Raw genomic sequence first — 13,603 nt, 5'->3', positions numbered from 1 at the left:
TGGAAGCCTGAAGAACTCCCATTATCGCAGGTCACAAGGCACTTCCTCGTTTCACGAAGAGTCCCCACAGCCATCACATCGGCGGATCGAGGCTTCGACGGCCGGCGCTTCCCACCCAGCCACGCCTGGATGGTGCGGTCGGTGACGGTCAGACCTGCACCCCGGCCACCGCCGGCCTCGGGTACGGGCGTGCCCCGCTCGCAGCTGGTCGACGCGATCAACAGCTGCGAGCGGGAGTCATTTGGCGGGCCAGGACCTGCCCGGCCGGTCCCACGAGGAGCGCACGTATGGCGTGTAGTGGTCCCGCTCTTCCTCGTGATCGGGCTCCAGCGTGCAGCGCGCGTTAGTCTCGAGGTCCATGTCCCAGCAGCAGTGCGTGACGATGCAGCTCGACTCGTCCTTCATCAGCGGGCCTCCCGCCATGCCCGCGTGAGCCGGACCGCCGTGGGACAGGACGCCTTCACTCGGCACGATGCACATGCGAAGGTATGGCCGATGAGAACGAGGTAGGCCTCATCCCCGCGCTGGGAACGCCTGGCTTCCTTCAGTGACACATCGGCTCCTTCCAGCGGCGGATGACTTCGACATCGACGGGGGCCTCACCCATCGGCTTCCCGCTCTTCCGCCGCCCGACGATGCCGGCCGGTCGTCAACAGCCGAGAGACCGCCTGCGGGACGCAGAGCTCGCCGGGACTGTCCATCGGCACGCACCAGTACGAGCGGCCTCATACGGGTCGGTCGCCTTCGGTGTCAGCACACCGAGGAAGCAGCCGGACCCAAGACACTCCGCGTCCGGCACCAGCCTGGATTCCCACACGTCTTGTAGTGCGGCGCTCGCAGGTACGAGGACGTAGTACCGCCTCGACGTGACGTCCACGAACACCGGGCCGCCCATCAACGCCTCGGAGAGATAGGCGTCGACCTGGTGCAGGTCTTCCGTGCCGGCGGCAGCGTGCACCTCTTCGGCCGGAACGCGGATCGCGGAGAAGATGCCTCCGCATCGCAGGAGCGCGATCCCGGTCCCCTCCCACTCCCTGCGGGCCGCCTTCATGTCCGGGGCGGCCGCAAGGAGCCAGTGACTGACCGCCAGCTCCCGCTCACGGCGGGTGTGTACCAGGACCTCCGGGCCCTCGTGGAACGCCAACTCCACTGATGCGGTGAGCGGCGCAGCGCGCGTGATTGACACATGGTCAACCGGCTTAGCGCCCTCGGGATCTGCAACGGTGCCCATTGCTGAGAGCCTCCCCACTAGGCTCGTCTGGTGATGACTACCACGGTAGAAAGCCGTGCTCGGCGCATGAAGTGACCGCGAGTACAGGTGGGTTGCCGTCAGCGATGGGGAATGGGGCAGCCATGCAGTCGAGCCCGCCACAAACCCTGACCGGTGGTCAGGTTTCATCCAGACGCCCTCGCATGGGCGTCATCTCGGGCTACGTCTTCCGCGTGATACGAGAGCAGCAGGGGCGCACCCAGGAGGAGGCGGCCGAGCTTCTCAAGGTGTCCTCGGACACGATCGCCGGATGGGAGACCGGGCGACGCCCTCTCACCGCCGTGCCTACCGGACAGATGCTCGTGCACCGGAACCGGCTGATGCAGATGGGGACCGCGCCCACTCTCCTTCAGGCCCTCGAACGCGCGCTTGAGGCTGACGTCCTCCTCGCGAGCGCCTTGGACGAAGAGGTCCCCGTCGAGGAGAGCCCGCTCGGCGCATGGGTGATGCAACGCGACCTCGTCGAGGTGCTGGCCTGGCCCCTCAACGGCGCAGCGCCCCAGCCCGTGCGCGAGCTCCCCCAACCTCCCCGTCCCCGTCGCGGCCCTGCACCCCCCGGGCCGGAGCTCCCGTCAACCGACCGGACCCGGTTCTTCCAGCAGATGCGGCGCACCGCTGAGCACGCCCGTAGCGACGGACAGTTCCTCCTTCGTCGGCAGGCCCTCTACCTCTCCGGGTACGACGACCAGGCCGACACGTCGGAGTGGCTCGCCTATCAGCAACGCACCGAGAGGCCCCAGGACTGGCTCACTCGCTGGCTCAACGGCCGGTCCGTGGCGGCCGTTGCCGCCAGGCAGGGCGACCGCGACCGCATGAGCTACTTCATCGACAGGGACCTCACAGGTGATGATGCAGGCGAGGCCGCGAACCTCAATTACTGGGCCTACTGGCTCGGTGAGACACCGCACCTCGAGCTGTCCGATGAGTTCATTGCAGTCCGCACGCCCGGGCCATGGTCCGGCGAGAAGCTCCTCACACATCTGTCTCTGGGGCTCGCGCTTCATCATGGCTACGTCGACTTGAACATCCACACCATGTGGTCTCTCCTTCAGATCCGTCCCAACCTGCTGCGGTCCGGTGCGGCAGCCCGCGCCCTACGCGACCGCCTCGCCGTGATGTTGGATAGCCGGGAGCTTTCGGCGCGCGCTCGCCGGGAGCTGGAGAGCATCCAGTACGCGATCCGCCTCGCCGAGGCGTGAGAGGAGTCCGAGGTGGCAGACGACCTATCCGCGGTGGCGAGATTCCTGTACGAGGCCGGGACACTGAAGCAGACCAAGCGCACCGGGTGGTGGATGGCTGGCGTTCGCGACCCCGAGTCGGTCGCAGAGCACTCCTGGCGCACCGCCCTCATCGCGTCGGTCATCGCGAAGCTCGAAGGGGCCGACCCGGCCAAGGCCGCGCTCCTCGCGGTGTGGCACGACTCGCAGGAGACACGCACCGGTGACGTGAACTACCTGGGCAAGAAGTACGCCCAGAGCGCCGACCCTGAAGCGGTCACGGCCGACCAGGTCGCCGGCATGCCCGAGGTACTGGCGTCCGCCGTCCGGGAGGTCATCGCCGAGTACGAGGCGAAGGAATCCCCAGAGGCGGTCTGCGCCCGGGACGCCGACAAACTGGAATGCATGATCCAAGGGATCGAGTACAAGGCGCAGGGCTACGAGAGCGCCCAGCGATGGATCGACAACAGCCGCGGGCGCCTCACCACGAAAACCGCGAACGAGCTCGCCGACGCAGTCCTGGAAAGCGGATCTCTGGACTGGCTGCGCACCGCGCTGGGCGAGAAGCAAAGCTGACCGCTGATCGCCGGTGGTCCCGTCTCGCTGAACGAGGAGGGGCCTACTGCATCGTGGGAGCGAGACGAAGAGGTCCCCGTCGAGGAGAGCCCGCTCGGCGCATGGGTGATGCAACGCGACCTCGTCGAGGTGCTGGCCTGGCCCCTCAACGGCGCAGCGCCCCAGCCCGTGCGCGAGCTCCCCCAACCTCCCCGTCCCCGTCGCGGCCCTGCACCCCCCGGGCCGGAGATCCCGTCAACCGACCGGACCCGGTTCTTCCAGCAGATGCGGCGCACCGCTGAGCACGCCCGTAGCGACGGACAGTTGAGCCGGTTGCGGCGGATGGTCGGCTGGATTCTGGAGGACGCTCACGGCGTGGAGGTGACGACGTTCAACTGGTTGGTGCACGCGCGTCCGATGCTGACCCAGCGGGAGGCCGCCGCCGGGAGGCCGGCGATCTGCCCAGCGCGGTCCAGGATCCGCAGCGCGGGCGGCTGATCCCGGTCGACGACCTCCTCGTCGCCGGTCTACTGCTGCACGCACCGGCTCCTCCGGACGCCCCGGCCACACCGGCCGGGGACGTCGAGGACGGCCAGGAGCACGAGGACATCGCCGCGCTGCGCGCCGAGCTGGAGTGCGTGCGCGGTACGTACGCCCTGGCGCTGGCGGATGAGCGGTACGGGCGGGAGCTGGCGGAGGCGGCGCAGTTGAAGGCGCGGCTGTCAGAGCGTGGCGCGTACATCGAGGACCTGCGACGGACGGTGGCCCCTTTGATGCCCGCCCCGGAGCGGACGGAGTCGGCGGGGCCGACCGTTCCGGCGCAGGGGACTCCCGGCACGGTGTCGTCGGTGCCGGCGGGTGAGGAACAGCCGCGGAGGCGGTGGTGGGGCGGTCCGCGCTGACGGTGCCGCTGTACCGAGTTGAGGGTGGACACACGTGCGGCCCGGCCGTTCGGCCGGGCCACACGTTCGTCGTCCTCTGCTCCGCAGTCGTCTGTGGGCGAGAAGTTGGTGGGGGTTCCGCTGCAACGGAAGGTACCCCTGGTTGTCCCTGGTGCGTCCACAGCAATTGATGGGTCGTCGCCCGGGTGCCAAGCGCGGCGCAGGCCGTGCTGGTCAACGGGTACGAGTGTGCCGGGCTGCGACCTCTTCGCGCAACTATGGCTTGCAACCGATTACGCCGGGTGAAAAACTCTCCACTCTGACGCGTAAATAGCAGCAGGTCAGGGTGGGTGTGGGCATGGCTGGGTGCCCGGTGGTCGCGGAGGCCGCCGGGTGTCCGGGGTTGTCGATCAGACGGCGTCCTCCCTCGGGTTGAGGGTGACGGTGTAGCCGAGCTGGTTGAGTTGGGTGATGGCCCGGCGGGTGGCGCGTTCGGGGTCGCGTTGGGTGAAGTAGGTGCCGCCGAGTTCCTGGTAGGCGACGTTGTCAGTGAGCATGTGCCAGATCGCGGTGATGATCGAGTGCTCGATGGCGACGAGTGCTCTGAGCGGGCCGCGGCGTGCGGCGAGCCGCTTGTAGCGGGCGGCGAGGTAAGTGTCCTTGGTTCTGGCCGCGCCGAATGCCGCGATTCCGAGGGCGCCTTTGAGGTAGGGGTTGCCGGGCCGGACCTTGGTGTTCTTGGTGCGGCCGGCGGACTCGTGGTGGCCGGGGCAGACCCCGGCCCCAGGACGCGAGGTGCTTGGCGGTGGCGAACCGCGTCATGTCCCCGCCGGTCTCCGCGATGATCACTTCGGCTGTGGCCTGGTTGATGCCGGGGATGGTGTCGAGCAGGTCGAGGGCGTCACGAAAGGGTGCCATCGCCTCTTCGATCCGACCGGTGAGCTGGTCGATCATCGTTGTGAGCTGGTCGTACTGGTCCAGGTGAAGGCGGGTCAGGAACGCATGGTGTTCGCGGAAGCGTCCGGTCAGGGCCTCGGTAAGTTCGGGGATCTTGTTGCGGAGCTTGCGTTTGGCCAGGTCCGCGAGGATGTGCGGGTCGGCTTCGCCGCGGATGAGGGCTTCGAGCATGGCCCGTCCAGAGACGCCCATGATGTCGGAGGCGACCGCGGAGAGTTTGATGCCGGTGTCCTCAAGCAACTTCTCCACCCGCTGGACCACACGGCCGCGTTCACGGGTGGCGGTGGTTCGGGCGCGGGTCAGGTCCCGCAGTTCGCGCACCGGCTCGGGCGGCACGAAGGAGGGCCTGACCAGGCCGTGGGCTCCGAGCTGGGCCAGCCAGGCCGCGTCCGAGACGTCCGTCTTGCGGCCGGGTAGATTCTTGACCTGCCGCGCGTTGACCAGGATCACGTTCAGGCCCTCGGCCAGCACGTAGTAGAAGGGCTTCCAGTAGTCCGAGGTCGCCTCGATCACCACCAGGGTGACCTCGGCGGAGAGCAGGTGGTCCCGCAGGTCGAGGACCGCGTTCGTGGTCGATCCCCACGTTGTGGTCTCGGTCGTGAAGGAACCCCGCCGCTTCGTATTCGGGGTTCGGACACACACCTTGGCGTCCTTCTTGCTGATGTCGAGGCCGGCGCAGCGTTCGTGCAGTACGTCCACGGCCTTGCTCCCTCCCTGGTCCTCCCGGACTGACCGTCGTATGCCGTTCCGGGAGGGCCAGGGTGAATCAGGAATTCTGACGCACGTGCTTCGCAGCAACACTCCACGGTTCCCGTGGATGGCCCCCAGCACCACGCTGACCTGCGAGCTCACTGGCATCACAGAGGCATCGGTTTCGGCCGGAACGAACTCCTCCAGCGTCCCGGACGGCAATCAGCCCTCGTAAGGGCAGACAGAAGTACCTTCGGCGCGCGCCACGGGATTTACCACGCCCCCGGCGCGCACCGAAGGTGCGCTGGATCGCTGACCTGCGGAAACGCCTCTCTGCACGTCGTCAGGTTCGCGGGTTATTCGCGACATCTGCGCGACATTTTATGAATAACTGAAAGAAGCGGAGCCCGGTCAGTTATTTGTGCGCTGTCGGCAAGTTCGGGAATCCTCCGACACCTTCAGGCTGGGGCATCTGACCTGCGGAAACTCTCGTATCTCCGCGCCAGAACCTAGATTTTCCCGGCGAATTAGCGCAATCCTGTTATCCGCGCAGCGTGTGCGGTGTTTCGCCCCGTCAGGCCCTTGACAGATGTGCTCTTACGCGGGAACCGGGCCACTTCTTTGCCCGTTCACGTCAGTAACGTTCTGACCCGCCCTACTTTCCGGCTGCAACCGGACCTGGGGCGCTGTCCACAGCAACTGTCGTCGAACCCGGGAGTTTTCGCTTGTCCCTGATCCTTCCTGAGAACATCTCTGCCCAGCCCGAGCCGTCGCAGCCGGGCAACCAGCCCGAGCCCTCGCGCCCGGCTTCCCGTCTGTCCTGGCCCGATCTGACCCTGCTGACGGTCGTCCTGGGCTCGCTGGTCGCCCTCCTCGCATGCGGGGTAGGGCTGCAGGAATCCATCACCATCGTGGGTGTCGCCGGACTCATCAGCGCCGAGCTGCGCCGCCGCATCACTTCCTGACTGCCTCCCGGCCCGGGGCCACAGCGCCCCGGGCCGCGGGCTCTCGGAAGGAGATGAGATGGCCCGCCCCATGAACCCCCTGCCCGACACTGGCCTGCGAGACCGCAAGCTGGTGGACTTCGCCCATGGTCTGCGTTATCTGCGCGAGAAGGCCGGCAACCCGTCCCTGGCCACGATGTCGCAACGCTCCGGAGTCTGTATCGCCTTGCTCTCGGGCGCACACGGCGGCCACAAACCGCCCACCTGGCGCACCGTGGAGGGCTACGTCCGCGCCTGCGGCGCGGACAGCGCCAACTGGCAGGCCAAGTGGCAAAAACTCCAGCTCGCCCAGCGCACCGCCCATGCTCGCAGCAACCACGCCTCCATCATGAGGAACTGGGCCAGCCTGCGGCGGATCACCCCACCGCAGTGGCCGATGGACGAGGCCGAACCGGCCGAGATCCTGGACCAGGTGCGCCACTTCCGAGGCCTGAGCCTGCGGGACATGGCACGTCACAGCGTCGGCTTCTCCCACCACACCTACGGGACCGTGCTGCGCGGCGACCGTCCCGTGACCGCCGACATCCTGCTCGCCATCCTGCACTCCTGCGCTGTGGGTCCCGGCGAGGTCCGGCGCTGGCTGCAAGTACTGGCCCGCGTTCGGCCGGCCGAAGAACTGCGCGTCCGGTCGCTGCTGTCGAAAATGCCGGCACCCCGGGTACCCGCCCGGCACCGGCCGGCCGGCAGGTACGGGGGCGGCGGCCGCATGTCCAACGAGGGCGGCGGCCGCAAGTCTTGAGCAACTGCACCCCTCACCGGCCGGAACACGGCGGAGGGCGGCACCCGGTGCGGGTGCCGCCCTCCGCCGCGCGGTCTGCTGGCGGGTCAGAACCGGTACTCCTCCTCGGTGCCCCGGTACCCGCCACTGATGAGGGTCAGGGCCTCCTGCCGCAGTTCTCCGGCCGTGGTGCGGCTCGCAGCTCTCTGTACCCCACCTTGAACGAGCTATCCGACCGCGTCGGGCACCGCAGATGACCTCGCCCCCGCCGCGACCGCTTCCCGCTCATGCCTCTTCCAAGGACGTTTCACGCGGCAGGGCCCGGATCCGCTGTGGATCCGGGCCCTTCTTCAGCAGTAGCGGGGACAGGATTTGAACCTGCGACCTCTGGGTTATGAGCCCAGCGAGCTACCGAGCTGCTCCACCCCGCGTCGGTGATCCCCACCGTACGCCATCACAGAGCGCACTCGGCACCACCTCCTGCCGAGGGGCTTCTATGCGGCGAAGCCGACGCTGGTGCAGTACTCGTAGGCCCCCCACTGACTGCCCAGGTCCGGGAGCACATCGGTGGTCCACGTCTCGTCCAGGCCCTGGTGGTCGCCGGCCGCCCAGGCGCCGACGATCCTGTCCCAGCGGCGTACGTTCACCGTCCGGTACTCCACCACCCGCTGCAACGGCCTGGCCACCTGCGACTGGTTGAGAGGGTGGATCTCCACCCGCGTACCGCGCCCGTCACGGTTGAGGCGGCCCAGGAGATGACGGGCGACATTGCGGCGGCGCACTGCCCGGTACGCGGCGTCGATGCGTTCCAGGCTGCCCTTCGACGGCCGGCGCTTGCCCTCCAGCCACGCCTTGAGCGTGCGGTCGGTCACCGTCAGGCCGGCTTCCCTGGCCGCGGTACGGCTGTGGTCCGTCTTCGTCAGGTAGTGCAGGCGTGCCATCAGACCGCGCTTCGCAGTGACCGGGGTGGCGATGCCACCCGCGAGTTCATCGAGCTTGCGCGCAACGGCGTCACTGCCCTTGATACCGCGGGCGCCGAACCTCCCGAAATCGACGTTCCTCTCCGGCATCTACTCCCCCTCCCCGATCGTGTCGCCGGTGTCGCCGCCGACGGTGTAGGCGTCCTTGACCTTGACCTCGGTGACACCACGGCCTTCGGGAAAGACACAATGCCAGTCACCGATGACATGGAACTCATCGGTACCCATCACACGCACCACCGCCAGGCCCGCATCGTGGGCTTTGAGGGCCTTCATCCAGAGGTTGGAGAACGCGCCGTGGCACTGACTCCGATGAGCGGTGCCCTCCGTCCACAGGAGCAGCCTGTCCACCTGCGCCGGCCCGGGCCCAAGCAACTCACGGCCACGGCAAGGCCGCTGACACCGGGCACCACCCTGAACTCCGCGGGATCCTACGGGGTGCCTTCGCGCGGCCACCACTTCCCTCACGCGGGACCGGCGCGCAACGACGACGACGGGGTGGGGACGCGCCGATCTTCCTTCCTGTTTTCGGTCACGACCAGCGGCTTTGCCATGTCTCGACGGCAACGACGTTTCCGTCTCCACAGCGCGTTGCTGGCCGCTGGCCGGGGTCAGCCTGCTTGTCGCCCGCGTACCCCGCCTGGAGAGGGCGCTGCAGAAGGCCCCCGTACGGGTGGAGAGACCGGCGCCCGGCACGCACCGGAGAGTGGAACCGGCCGATTCTCCGGGCAACAAAAGGCCCACAGCTTGCTTTCCTCGCGCTGACCGACGAGAAAGGCAGCGGCGCGAGTACCTCCGCCGCGGAGCCGGACCGTTCCTCGAAATCACCACTGCCCGTCCCAACCGGCTCTGCGCGAAGCTCCGGGATGCCGGATACGGCGTGATCGGGGTGATGGGTGCCCTCGGCTCCTGCGGCCAAGTCATAGCGTCAATCGTTCGCGCGGGCGCCGTTATGACAATGGACGCGGCGTCTCGAATGATGAACAGGCGGTGGTCATTTCCATGATGCTCAAGTTACGTTGCGGCCAAGTGGATGCGGGCCCAGGGGTATGTCACGGGCGCGCTGCTCGCCGGGGTCGGACACGTCCGCAACGCCGAGCGCGGCGGACTTCGGGCTGGAGCAGTGGACCGTGCTGCACTGCACGGCCTGGGCGTGAATGCCGCCCAGATCGCGGCGGAGCTGGGCCGACCGTACCGCCGGGTCGCTCGCCTGCTCGCCGAGCTCCGCGAACTCCTGGGCGGCCGCACCACCGCCCACCTCGTCTACCTGGCGTCCCCCTCTGCTGGGACAGCCCCGACCCCACTCGATCTCATGACCACACCTCACCAGCCCGCACCCGCACCCGCACCCACCGAGGCGGGCCCTCTGCTGCACGAGGGCCTGTCCGCGGCCCTAGGTGACCTGACCGGGTCACGCCGCTCAGCCACGCTCCGTTCACCGGCCGAGGTGAGCGCCGAGTCCGCACGAATCCTCGCCATCGTGGAGCCGTGGATACCGCTCGCCCGTGAAAGGGCCACCGAGGCAGCCGGATCTCCCTCCGACAGCGCCCGGTGGGCCGATCTGCTGTCCACCCTCCAGGGCCCCGTAGCCCGTGCAGCCGCCGCCGGGAACTCGGCCGCCGCCACAGAACTCGCCCGAGAATCCCGACAGTTACTGAAGGCTCTGCGGGTGACCCTGCCGCCGCGGATCCCCGTTCCCCAGATCGCCTCAGCGCTGCGCCGCCAGCTGCTGGCCCAGTCGTACCCCCCGTACGCCCTGTTGTCCGCGCAGCGTCTCGCCGAGGCGGGCGGGTACCCGCTCGGAGATGTGACGATGGCGCTGACCGACCTGGCGGTGGAGGGCACGACACAGCGAGTCGGAAAGAACTGGCGCATCGCACGCGGGCTTTCCGAGGACCTTGACCACTCGGCGGGCATGGTCGCAGGATTCCTGCGTGCGCTGATCACCGAGGGTGCTTTCCCAATCGGATCTCAGCTGCCGACGCGCACCGAGCTCGCACGCAGGCTGGCCGTCAGCCGCTCCACCGTGTCAGCGGCGCTGGAAGAACTCGGCACGGCCGGCCTGATGCACAACAACTTCCGGCGCCCGGTCGTCGCCCTGGCGGCGACCGGGCTGCGCCAGTACCCCTATCCCGCTCCGGGCAGCCCCGGCGTCAGCACGCTGCCTCAGCACACCGGTCCGGTCGGCGCCCGGCTCCAGCAGGAGTGCTACGAAGCGCGGGACCGGGCCCGCCATCACTGGGCGCGGGTGATCGACTGGCCACGTGGCCAGCTGGAGGCCGTGAGCGAACGTCAAGCGGGGGTGGTGCGTCACTACGCCCTCCTCGCCGGCCACCACATCCAGTCCCGGCCGCTGGAGGAGCAGCGGGACGTCCAGGCGCTGATCGCCTATGCCCTGGCCTGCGCAACCATTGCGCAGCCGACGCCGCTCAGCCAGCGGCTGTGGCGTCTGGCCGTGCTGTGCACCGCCATCACCGATCTCCAAGACACCCTCGCCCGCGAAGGGGAGATCCCCTCATGACCAAGCCCGTCACGCCCGGGCCGGCCACGCTCCTTGTGCGCGACCACATCGCCCGGTCCCTGAGGCCGGGAGCGACTCTCCCCAGCGCCCGATCCCTGGCCCACGGCACCGGCCTGAGCGACGGCGAGGTGAAGACGGCGCTGCATCAACTCAATGATCTGGGCATCATCTGCTACCAGGCCCGGGAGCGGGACGGCAGGCGTGTCCTGTCCCCGGGCCAGCCTCACCCGCACGACACGGAAGTGATCGCCACCATTCGGGAGCGGATCCGGAACATGGTCTACCGGCCCGGAGAGGCCCTGCCGGTCGGACTCCTCGCACACCAAGATAGACTGACTGCCCATCAGGTCATCTACCGTGCATGCCGCCAGCTCATCGACGAGGGCCTCGTCCACCACGACGACCAGGGACCCCACGGGCGGGGCGTCTACGTCGCGCACCGCCCGAAATCCCCGGCGCCCCCGGCCTGTGCCCCACCAAGCACCCCCGATCCCTCCGCCCCGTGAACCCGCCTCGCACCGTGCCCAGAGTCCGAACCGGCCTGCCGGAGGCTCCCGGTGAGCCGGCACCGCCCCTACACCACAGGTCCGGACCCCCGATCCGGCAGAGACGACGCATCCATGGCTATGACACACCCTGCGGTACGTGTGGCGGGCGGGTACCTCCGCGACGCGCGCGAGCGCCGCTACGTCCTGCCCGAGCAGGCCGCTGCCCTTCTGGCCGTGAGCGAGGAGACGGTCCTGGCCATGGAGGCGGGCCGCACCGGCATCACGTCCGAGGACATATCCCGCCTGTCTCACCTCTACCGCTGCCCCGAGGACGCGCAGGCGCTGCGCAAACTGGCTCACACGCTCATCGCACCGGCGGCAGATATCCGGCACGACGCGGTCGCGGCGGGGGCGGTCCGGGATGCGGCCGCCGGGCATCACCGCCGGCTGGCCGGATGCGCCCGCCAGGCGCGAGAGGTGCGGTGGCTCTCGACCACCCTGATTCCACCGCCATTGCAGACCTCCGCGTACGCCAGCGCGATCGGATGCCCGTCGTTCGCCCTTCCTGGCGCGCCCCTGCCCTCCCCGGGCCACACGGTCTATGTCCTGGCCGAGCGCATCCTCCACACGCAGCACGTCGCCCCCGAGGTGATGGCGCAGCAGCTGCGGTACCTCCTCGACCTGGAGGGTGGTGAGGTGCGTGTGGTGCCCGGCCGGATCGCAGCGCCAGAAGGCCATCTGGTCGAGCTGAGGATGGCTGCCGGATCGGCCTTCGCCCGGCCGGAGCACGACGGTGTCGTCTACCTGCCGCAGGACGGGCGTCTGTCCGTCCTCGTGTCCGGCGCGTGGGATCTCACCACACCCGCGGCCACGCGTGAGTTGCTGCTGTACGCCGCGCAGGAACAGCTCGGCCGGGCCTACGTGCACGCCGGGGCCGCCTGATGTCCGAACCGTTCCGATGACGTTGCGGCTCACCGCCGGGATCGCGGCGCCGCTGTCCATAGTTCTCGCCGCGTCCATCCGCCGCCGACCCGCGCTTCCCCCGGCCCTGCCCGGGGCCAGGATTCCCTGCCCGTCGCCGCCCCACTCCGGCGAAGACCTCTCCCTGCACCTGGTGTGGCCACCCGCTGGAGCCTGAGGTTCGAAATCGACACATGCCATTTCACCGGACGCTTTGGGAAAAGCCCTTAGTGCGTTGTGGCAAACCGGATCTCGTTCGAGGTGTGCGGCGCGGATGGCTATCTGGACAGAGTTACGGGTGCGGCCGCGGGCATGAAAGAACGGGCCCCTTGGTAGTGACGCGGTTACGACACCCAGCACGACCAAGGAAGCCCGTTGTCCGACCAGTTGAGCAGTATCTCTGTGGCCGCGTCCACCGCGGTCACCCCTGGGTGTGACTGCTACGTGCACCGGTTCGGTTCGATCGTTCCGGGGCGGTGGGCGCGGTGCTATCCGAGTGACATGACGGATGCGGAGTGGGCCGAGGTCCGCTCCGCGATGCCGGTGCCGGCCTGGCTCCTCAGGCAGGGTGGGCGCCCCGAGGCGTACTGCCACCGCGAGATGCTCGACGCGGTGCGCTACCTCGTCGACAACGGCGTCAAGTGGATGGCCCTACCGGTCGACTTTCCGTACTGGCGGGCCGTCTACGACTTCTTCCGCCGCTGGCGGACCTACGACTACGTGCGTGAGCTGCACGAACGCCTGCGTCGCACGGCCAGGGAACGCAAGGGCCGAAACACCGAGCCCAGTGCCGGGATCATCGACAGTCAGTCGGTGGACGCCTCCGAAACCGTCAGCGAGGACAGTCGCGGATACGACGGCGGGAAATCACGTGACGGGCGTAAGCGCCACATCCTGACCGACACCGAGGGCCTGCTCCTTGAGGTGACCGTGACCACGGCCGATGTTCACGACTCAAAGGCCGCCCCCGCGCTGCTGGAGACGTTCATGACCGATCCGGGTCGGCTGCTGAAAATGGTGTGGGTCGACAGCGCCTACCAGGGCCCGGCCCTGGCGAAGGCGTTCGCCCGCCACGGGGTCCGGATCGAGGTCGTGCGCCGATCCGACGGACAACGCGGATTTGTCGTACTGGCCCGCAGGTGGGTGGTGGAAAGAACGCTGAGCTGGCTCTCGCGATCACGCCGCCTCAACCGCGACCACGAACGCCGGGCCGATCACCACACCCAGATGGTGTGGTGGGCCGCCATGATCAGGCTGTCCCGGCGCTTGGCCGGAGACGCCCCGCGCTGGCCGGAGAAGCGTCCCGACCGACTGCCCCGGGCGCGGGCATGAACCGTCCGTTCTTCTCCCGCAGCAGCCAGC

The 13,603-nt window shown here is 68.6% G+C and carries 13 protein-coding genes, 1 tRNA gene and 2 pseudogenes; 10 read left to right on the top strand and 6 right to left on the bottom strand.

From position 1 onward, the window contains the following. Positions 1–237: 237 nt before the first annotated feature. Both ACGFU7_RS46010 and ACGFU7_RS46005 read right to left on the bottom strand, forming a co-directional pair. Positions 238–471, bottom strand: a complete 234-nt coding sequence (locus ACGFU7_RS46010; RefSeq protein ID WP_393704589.1) for a hypothetical protein — start codon at positions 469–471, stop codon at positions 238–240. Positions 472–649: 178 nt separating this feature from the next. Continuing rightward, a complete protein-coding gene (locus ACGFU7_RS46005) occupies positions 650–1,186 on the bottom strand; it encodes a hypothetical protein (RefSeq protein WP_393704587.1) in 537 nt (178 codons plus the stop codon). Positions 1,187–1,413: 227 nt separating this feature from the next. On the opposite strand from ACGFU7_RS46005, the gene ACGFU7_RS46000 reads away from it, so the two are divergent. The 4 genes from ACGFU7_RS46000 to ACGFU7_RS45985 all read left to right on the top strand — a co-directional run bounded on the left by ACGFU7_RS46000 (position 1,414) and on the right by ACGFU7_RS45985 (position 3,944). Then, the gene (locus ACGFU7_RS46000; RefSeq protein WP_393704585.1) at positions 1,414–2,469 is read left to right on the top strand and encodes a helix-turn-helix domain-containing protein; all 1,056 of its coding nucleotides are present in this window, start codon (positions 1,414–1,416) and stop codon (positions 2,467–2,469) included. Positions 2,470–2,481: 12 nt separating this feature from the next. Continuing rightward, a complete protein-coding gene (locus tag ACGFU7_RS45995) occupies positions 2,482–3,063 on the top strand; it encodes an HD family hydrolase (RefSeq protein ID WP_393704584.1) in 582 nt (193 codons plus the stop codon). Positions 3,064–3,171: 108 nt separating this feature from the next. Then, positions 3,172–3,540 (top strand): hypothetical protein, encoded by a 369-nt coding sequence (locus ACGFU7_RS45990; protein ID WP_393704582.1) that lies wholly within the window; start codon positions 3,172–3,174, stop codon positions 3,538–3,540. A 140-nt stretch (positions 3,541–3,680) separates the two neighbouring features. Then, positions 3,681–3,944 (top strand): hypothetical protein, encoded by a 264-nt coding sequence (locus ACGFU7_RS45985; protein WP_393704580.1) that lies wholly within the window; start codon positions 3,681–3,683, stop codon positions 3,942–3,944. A 389-nt stretch (positions 3,945–4,333) separates the two neighbouring features. Here ACGFU7_RS45985 and ACGFU7_RS45980 read toward each other — a convergent pair. Then, positions 4,334–5,579, bottom strand: a pseudogene (locus ACGFU7_RS45980) (IS110 family transposase). Between the two features lie 716 nt (positions 5,580–6,295). Here ACGFU7_RS45980 and ACGFU7_RS45975 point away from each other — a divergent pair. Both ACGFU7_RS45975 and ACGFU7_RS45970 read left to right on the top strand, forming a co-directional pair. Further along, positions 6,296–6,535 carry a hypothetical protein gene (locus ACGFU7_RS45975; RefSeq protein ID WP_393704578.1) on the top strand — a complete coding sequence of 80 codons (240 nt, stop codon included), beginning with the start codon at positions 6,296–6,298 and terminating at the stop codon, positions 6,533–6,535. A 58-nt stretch (positions 6,536–6,593) separates the two neighbouring features. Next, entirely contained in the window at positions 6,594–7,313 is a 720-nt protein-coding gene (locus ACGFU7_RS45970) for a hypothetical protein (protein WP_393704576.1), read from the top strand. A 336-nt stretch (positions 7,314–7,649) separates the two neighbouring features. Here the strand turns inward: ACGFU7_RS45970 and ACGFU7_RS45965 are convergent. The 3 genes and pseudogenes from ACGFU7_RS45965 to ACGFU7_RS45955 all read right to left on the bottom strand — a co-directional run. Continuing rightward, positions 7,650–7,723 (bottom strand) — tRNA-Met (locus ACGFU7_RS45965). Positions 7,724–7,786: 63 nt separating this feature from the next. Further along, on the bottom strand, positions 7,787–8,362 hold the full coding sequence (locus tag ACGFU7_RS45960; protein WP_393704575.1) for a transcriptional regulator: 576 nt from the start codon (positions 8,360–8,362) through the stop codon (positions 7,787–7,789). Next, positions 8,363–8,566, bottom strand: a pseudogene (locus ACGFU7_RS45955) (transcriptional regulator); the annotation flags it as partial. A gap of 739 nt (positions 8,567–9,305) precedes the next feature. Here ACGFU7_RS45955 and ACGFU7_RS45950 point away from each other — a divergent pair. From ACGFU7_RS45950 to ACGFU7_RS45935, 4 genes are all read left to right on the top strand, one after another. Then, on the top strand, positions 9,306–10,793 hold the full coding sequence (locus ACGFU7_RS45950) for a GntR family transcriptional regulator (protein ID WP_393704573.1): 1,488 nt from the start codon (positions 9,306–9,308) through the stop codon (positions 10,791–10,793). Further along, positions 10,790–11,299, top strand: coding sequence for a hypothetical protein (locus ACGFU7_RS45945; RefSeq protein WP_393704571.1), 510 nt, complete (start codon positions 10,790–10,792; stop codon positions 11,297–11,299). The genes ACGFU7_RS45950 and ACGFU7_RS45945 overlap by 4 nt, the downstream gene beginning before the upstream one ends. Positions 11,300–11,413: 114 nt before the next feature. Continuing rightward, entirely contained in the window at positions 11,414–12,223 is an 810-nt protein-coding gene (locus tag ACGFU7_RS45940; protein ID WP_393704570.1) for a helix-turn-helix domain-containing protein, read from the top strand. Between the two features lie 519 nt (positions 12,224–12,742). Beyond that, positions 12,743–13,573 (top strand): IS5 family transposase, encoded by an 831-nt coding sequence (locus ACGFU7_RS45935; protein ID WP_393704568.1) that lies wholly within the window; start codon positions 12,743–12,745, stop codon positions 13,571–13,573. Positions 13,574–13,603 lie beyond the last annotated feature (30 nt).

The organism is Streptomyces sp. NPDC048473 (genome assembly GCF_043200155.1).
Taxonomy (GTDB): domain Bacteria; phylum Actinomycetota; class Actinomycetes; order Streptomycetales; family Streptomycetaceae; genus Streptomyces.
Note: the sequence above shows the minus strand (reverse complement) of the source record. Positions and strands in the feature narration are given on the sequence as shown.

What these genes read in the sequence shown, in the direction of transcription:
- ACGFU7_RS45990 (WP_393704582.1), top strand. Translation starts at nt 3,172, where the DNA reads ATGCAACGCGACCTCGTCGAGGTGCTGGCCTGGCCCCTCAACGGCGCA.
- ACGFU7_RS45940 (WP_393704570.1), top strand. Translation starts at nt 11,414, where the DNA reads ATGGCTATGACACACCCTGCGGTACGTGTGGCGGGCGGGTACCTCCGC.
- ACGFU7_RS45960 (WP_393704575.1), bottom strand. Translation starts at nt 8,362, where the DNA reads ATGCCGGAGAGGAACGTCGATTTCGGGAGGTTCGGCGCCCGCGGTATC.
- ACGFU7_RS45950 (WP_393704573.1), top strand. Translation starts at nt 9,306, where the DNA reads ATGCGGGCCCAGGGGTATGTCACGGGCGCGCTGCTCGCCGGGGTCGGA.
- ACGFU7_RS45935 (WP_393704568.1), top strand. Translation starts at nt 12,743, where the DNA reads ATGACGGATGCGGAGTGGGCCGAGGTCCGCTCCGCGATGCCGGTGCCG.
- ACGFU7_RS45970 (WP_393704576.1), top strand. Translation starts at nt 6,594, where the DNA reads ATGGCCCGCCCCATGAACCCCCTGCCCGACACTGGCCTGCGAGACCGC.
- ACGFU7_RS46000 (WP_393704585.1), top strand. Translation starts at nt 1,414, where the DNA reads ATGGGCGTCATCTCGGGCTACGTCTTCCGCGTGATACGAGAGCAGCAG.
- ACGFU7_RS45945 (WP_393704571.1), top strand. Translation starts at nt 10,790, where the DNA reads ATGACCAAGCCCGTCACGCCCGGGCCGGCCACGCTCCTTGTGCGCGAC.